This is a genomic window from Mesorhizobium sp. M7A.F.Ca.CA.003.01.2.1, from assembly GCF_003998945.1.
GTDB lineage: Bacteria > Pseudomonadota > Alphaproteobacteria > Rhizobiales > Rhizobiaceae > Mesorhizobium > Mesorhizobium ciceri.
Genome location: NZ_RZRA01000525.1, coordinates 1 through 3,939, shown reverse-complemented (window position 1 = coordinate 3,939; position 3,939 = coordinate 1). Strand labels below are relative to the sequence as shown.

Annotated in this window: 6 protein-coding genes; 4 read left to right on the top strand and 2 right to left on the bottom strand. The window is 62.2% G+C overall.

Features of this window, described 5'->3' with window-relative positions; genetic code table 11:
- Together EN969_RS35570 and EN969_RS20315 are read left to right on the top strand one after the other, a co-directional pair.
- The coding region (locus EN969_RS35570; RefSeq protein WP_206525192.1) for a hypothetical protein at positions 1–235 on the top strand (235 nt) is incomplete at its 5' end.
- A gap of 29 nt (positions 236–264) precedes the next feature.
- Positions 265–537, top strand: a complete 273-nt coding sequence (locus tag EN969_RS20315) for an HU family DNA-binding protein (RefSeq protein ID WP_006201846.1) — start codon at positions 265–267, stop codon at positions 535–537.
- A gap of 144 nt (positions 538–681) precedes the next feature.
- On the opposite strand, the gene EN969_RS20310 is transcribed toward EN969_RS20315, so the two are convergent.
- On the bottom strand, positions 682–1,704 hold the full coding sequence (locus EN969_RS20310; protein ID WP_063167791.1) for an aldo/keto reductase: 1,023 nt from the start codon (positions 1,702–1,704) through the stop codon (positions 682–684).
- 178 nt (positions 1,705–1,882) lie between these two features.
- On the opposite strand from EN969_RS20310, the gene EN969_RS20305 reads away from it, so the two are divergent.
- Together EN969_RS20305 and EN969_RS20300 are read left to right on the top strand one after the other, a co-directional pair.
- Complete coding sequence (locus tag EN969_RS20305) at positions 1,883–2,449, top strand: SIS domain-containing protein (protein WP_027162393.1); 567 nt, start codon at positions 1,883–1,885, stop codon at positions 2,447–2,449.
- Positions 2,450–2,452: 3 nt separating this feature from the next.
- Positions 2,453–3,196, top strand: coding sequence for a creatininase family protein (locus tag EN969_RS20300; protein WP_063167792.1), 744 nt, complete (start codon positions 2,453–2,455; stop codon positions 3,194–3,196).
- A 50-nt stretch (positions 3,197–3,246) separates the two neighbouring features.
- Here the strand turns inward: EN969_RS20300 and EN969_RS20295 are convergent.
- On the bottom strand, positions 3,247–3,939 hold a 693-nt coding region (locus EN969_RS20295), incomplete at its 5' end, for a carbohydrate ABC transporter permease (RefSeq protein WP_164758373.1).

Here is a 3,939-nt window from a genome sequence, read left to right as displayed (position 1 = left end):
CTCTAACGCCCAGACTTGCGCATGGCCCTTGCCGCAAACCGGCTACGGTTTTCGGGGCCATGCGTTGGTTTTCGTCGAGGTTGCAGCGCACAAACGGAGAGCCGGGCCTGACGCCCGGCTTTTTCATGTGAAAAACCCCGGAATTCCGGGCTTTTTCCGCTTTTTTCCTGCCTTTTCGACTTGGTTGCGGGAGCGCTTCTTTCTAAAGTCCGTTTCCTGCCGGATGAGTCGATAGTTCCGGTGTTCTCATGGAAGGGAATTTTTATGAACAAGAACGAACTGGTGTCCGCTGTCGCCGACGCCGCGAGCATTTCGAAGGGTGACGCGCAGTCGGCGGTCGATGCGGTATTTTCCGTGATCACCGGCGAACTGAAGAAGGGCGGCGATGTCCGGCTTGTCGGCTTTGGCAATTTCACCGTGTCAAAGCGTGCCGCCTCGACCGGCCGCAATCCTCAGACCGGCGCCGAAGTGAAGATCCCGGCGCGTACCGTGCCGAAGTTCTCGGCCGGCAAAGGCCTCAAGGACGCAGTCAACTAAGCGTTTTTTCTTTTCAGAGACCTCAGAAAAGCCGGGCTTGCCCGGCTTTTCATTTTGGTGCCCTACGCCGGTTCATGCGACCAGAAAAGCCGGGCTTGCCCGGCTTTTCATTTTGGTGCCCGACGCTGACGCGACGCGGCCGGCTTATGCGGTCGGCGCATCAGTGCGCATAAGACCTTCCTCCTTGAGATCCGCCCAAAGTGCTGCGGGCAGTTTCGCATCGAGCAGCGAGCGATTGCTCTCGACTTCGCTCGGCCGTTGGCCACCGGGGATCACCGAAACGACTGAAGGATGCAGCAGCGGGAATTGCAGGGCGGCCTCGATCAGCCTGACACCATGACGCTTGCAGACGTTCTCGATCCCGGCGACCCGGTCGAGTATGTCCTTCGGCGCTTCGGAGTAGTTGTAGTAGGCTCCGGGCTTCGGCCCTGTTGCGAGGATGCCGGAGTTGTAGGGTCCGCCGAGAACGATGCCGATGCCGCGTGCCTGGCAGAGCGGCAGGAAGGACGTCAGCGCCTCCTGTTCCAAGAGCGTATAGCGCCCGGCCAGCAGGAACAGATCGAAGTCGCCGCGCTCAGCCAGCGTCTGCGCGACCTGCCACTCATTGATGCCGCCGCCGAACGCCTTGATCACGCCCTGGTCGCGCAGCGACAGCAGGCCGTAATAGCCCGAGCGCATGAACTCCTCGATGCGCCGGTCGGAGGCTTCCTTGCTGCCATGCGTGAAGATGTCGACATCGTGCACGAAGAGGATGTCGATCCGGTCGACGCCGAGGCGCTCAAGCGAGGCTTCGAACGAGCGCATGACACCGTCATAGCTGTAGTCGTACACCTCGCGGCGTGATGGCGTGTCGAAGAACTTGCCGATGCCGGTGCGCTCTTCGGGCGGGCAGGCACGCATGATGCGGCCGACCTTGCTCGACAGCACATAGTCGTCGCGCTTCTTGCCGCGCAGGAACGGGTTGAGCCGCGTTTCCGAGAGGCCGAGCCCATAGAGCGGCGCGGTGTCGTAGTAGCGGCAGCCGGTCGCCCAGGCGGCCTCCAGCGTAGCGTTGGCGTCCTCGTCGGAGACGGCACGGTAGAGATTGCCGAGCGGCGCCGCGCCGAAGCCGAGCTCGGTGAAACTGATGCCGCCATTGCCGATGCGGTCGAAATGCCGTGTCTTCATATCCTGCTGTTTGCCTCGCCTGATTTGTCTGACATGACACTATCACGCCTGTGATCAGGCAAAAGCATAGCTGCGCGTTGGACACGCATTTTCGCGGTTGCTAGCATGAACGAAATCAAGCTGTTCGTGGCAGCAAGAGCGGCAAATACCAGGGTGATTTTTCAATGGCGGGTTTGCGGTGAGCGACAAGAGCAAAAGCCTGTTCGAGACCTCACTTGAGGAGCTGGGTGGCGTGCTGGCACGCATCGACGAAAGCCGGATCGACGCCGCCTGCAAAACGCTAGCCGGCGCGCGACAGATCGTCGTCTATGGCTGCGGCCGCGAGGCCTTGCAGGTCAAGGGTTTTGCCATGCGGCTCTACCATTTGGGCCTGCCGGTTTCCGTGGTCGGCGACATGAACACGCCGCCGCTGGGGCAGGGCGATGTCTTCCTGGTCAGTTCCGGGCCGGGAGAAACCTCGACCGTGCTGACCCTGATGCAGGTCGCGCGCCAAGCAGGTGCAACCAATCTCCTGCTGACCGCCCAGGCCGAAGGCAGCGCGGCAAGGCTTGCCGACTTCACGCTGCTCATTCCCGCGCAGACCATGGCCAACGATCAGGGGGCGCAAAAAACATCGGTCCTGCCGATGGGCTCGGTGTTCGAAGGCGCGCTGTTCCTGCTGTTTGAGGTGATGGTGCTGAAGCTTAGGGAATTGACCGGCGTGTCGCCCGAAGCCATGCGCGCCCGCCACACCAACATGGAATAGATCATGCGCTATGAACTGATGCTGCCACACCAGATCCGCAGGGCGATCGCCGAGAATTGGCCGGTCGCTCTGCCGCTCGGCGTGCTGGAATACCATGGCGAGCATATGGCCGTCGGCATGGACACGCTGGCCGTCATCAAGACGCTGGAGCTGTTCGAAAAGGAGAAGGACGTCGTCATCCTGCCGCCCTTCTACTACGGTGCGGCAAGCTATGCGGTGGCGCCGCCGGAAGGCAGCGGCTCGGTGCAGGTCGGCGGCAATGCGCTGGCGCCGTTCGGCGAGGAGCTGTTCTACAGCCTGTTGCGCATCGGCTTCCGCAACATCCACGCCATTATCCACCACCAGACCGAGAACTTTGTCGCCGGCATGCCGACCGATCTGGCGTTCAAGGCCGCCGGCCGCCAGGCGATCTTCCGCTTCCTCGAAAAGGAGCGCGGCGAGGGCTGGTGGGGGTCGCAGGCGATGGCGGACTATTATTCAGGACACGCGGCGGGTGAAAATTTCTTCAACTGGGTGCAGGTGCATCCGCTGATGTCGGCTGACATGAACGGCAAGTACCCGTTCGACCATGCCGGCATTGGCGAGACCTCGCTGATGCTGGCGCTATGCCCGGAGGCTGTCGATGCCAATCACTTCGCCGACAATACCGGCTGGTACACGGCGAGCGCCAAGGATGCTTCGGCAGAGCTCGGGCAGAAGGGCGTCGCCATGATCATGGACCACCTGCGGGCAATATTGGGACGCTAGCGCGCGGCTTCCCTTCTCCCACAAGGGGGAGAAGGTAAGAGGGCGCCATGCTACTTCACCGCGCCCGCGGTCATGCCCATGATCAGATAGCGCTCCAACGCGATGCCAATGACGGCGAGCGGCGCGATGGCCGCCGTCGCTAGTGCCGCCATCGACCACCAGTTGATGCCTTGCGAGCCGGTCTGGCTCGCCACCATGACCGGGATCGTCTTGGCGTCGGTCGAGGTCAAAAGGGCGGCGAAGAAATACTCGTTCCAGCACAGCACCATCGCCAGGATGAAGGCGGCGACCATGCCCGGCAGCGCGATCGGCATGACGATGCGGAAGAACGCGCCCCAGATCGACAGCCCGTCGACAAGGGCGGCTTCCTCGAGCTCGACCGGGATCGAGTTGAACTGGTCGCGCATGATCCAGATGACGATCGGCAGCACCATCAGCGTGTAGAGCAGGATCAGCCCGATGCGCGTGTCGAGCAGGCCGACCTCGCGGTAGAGCACCAGGAAGGGCAGCGCCAGCACCACCGGCGGCAGGATCAGCTGCGACAGGAAGAAGAACGAGATGTCCTCGTTCTTGAACCAGGCGAAATGGTAGCGATAGCGGGTGAGCCCGTAGGCGGCGAGGCTGCCGATGATGATGGCGAGGCTCGACGCGCCGACCGAGGTGATCACCGAATTCATGAAGCGCTTGAGGAACTCCTCGCGCACGGTCGAGGTCTGGAAGATCGAGTCCGGCGACAGGCCGAG

Excerpts from the sequence above, each read along its gene's own strand:
- EN969_RS20315 (WP_006201846.1), top strand. The coding sequence starts at position 265 with ATGAACAAGAACGAACTGGTGTCCGCTGTCGCCGACGCCGCGAGCATT.
- EN969_RS20310 (WP_063167791.1), bottom strand. The coding sequence starts at position 1,704 with ATGAAGACACGGCATTTCGACCGCATCGGCAATGGCGGCATCAGTTTC.
- EN969_RS20300 (WP_063167792.1), top strand. The coding sequence starts at position 2,453 with ATGCGCTATGAACTGATGCTGCCACACCAGATCCGCAGGGCGATCGCC.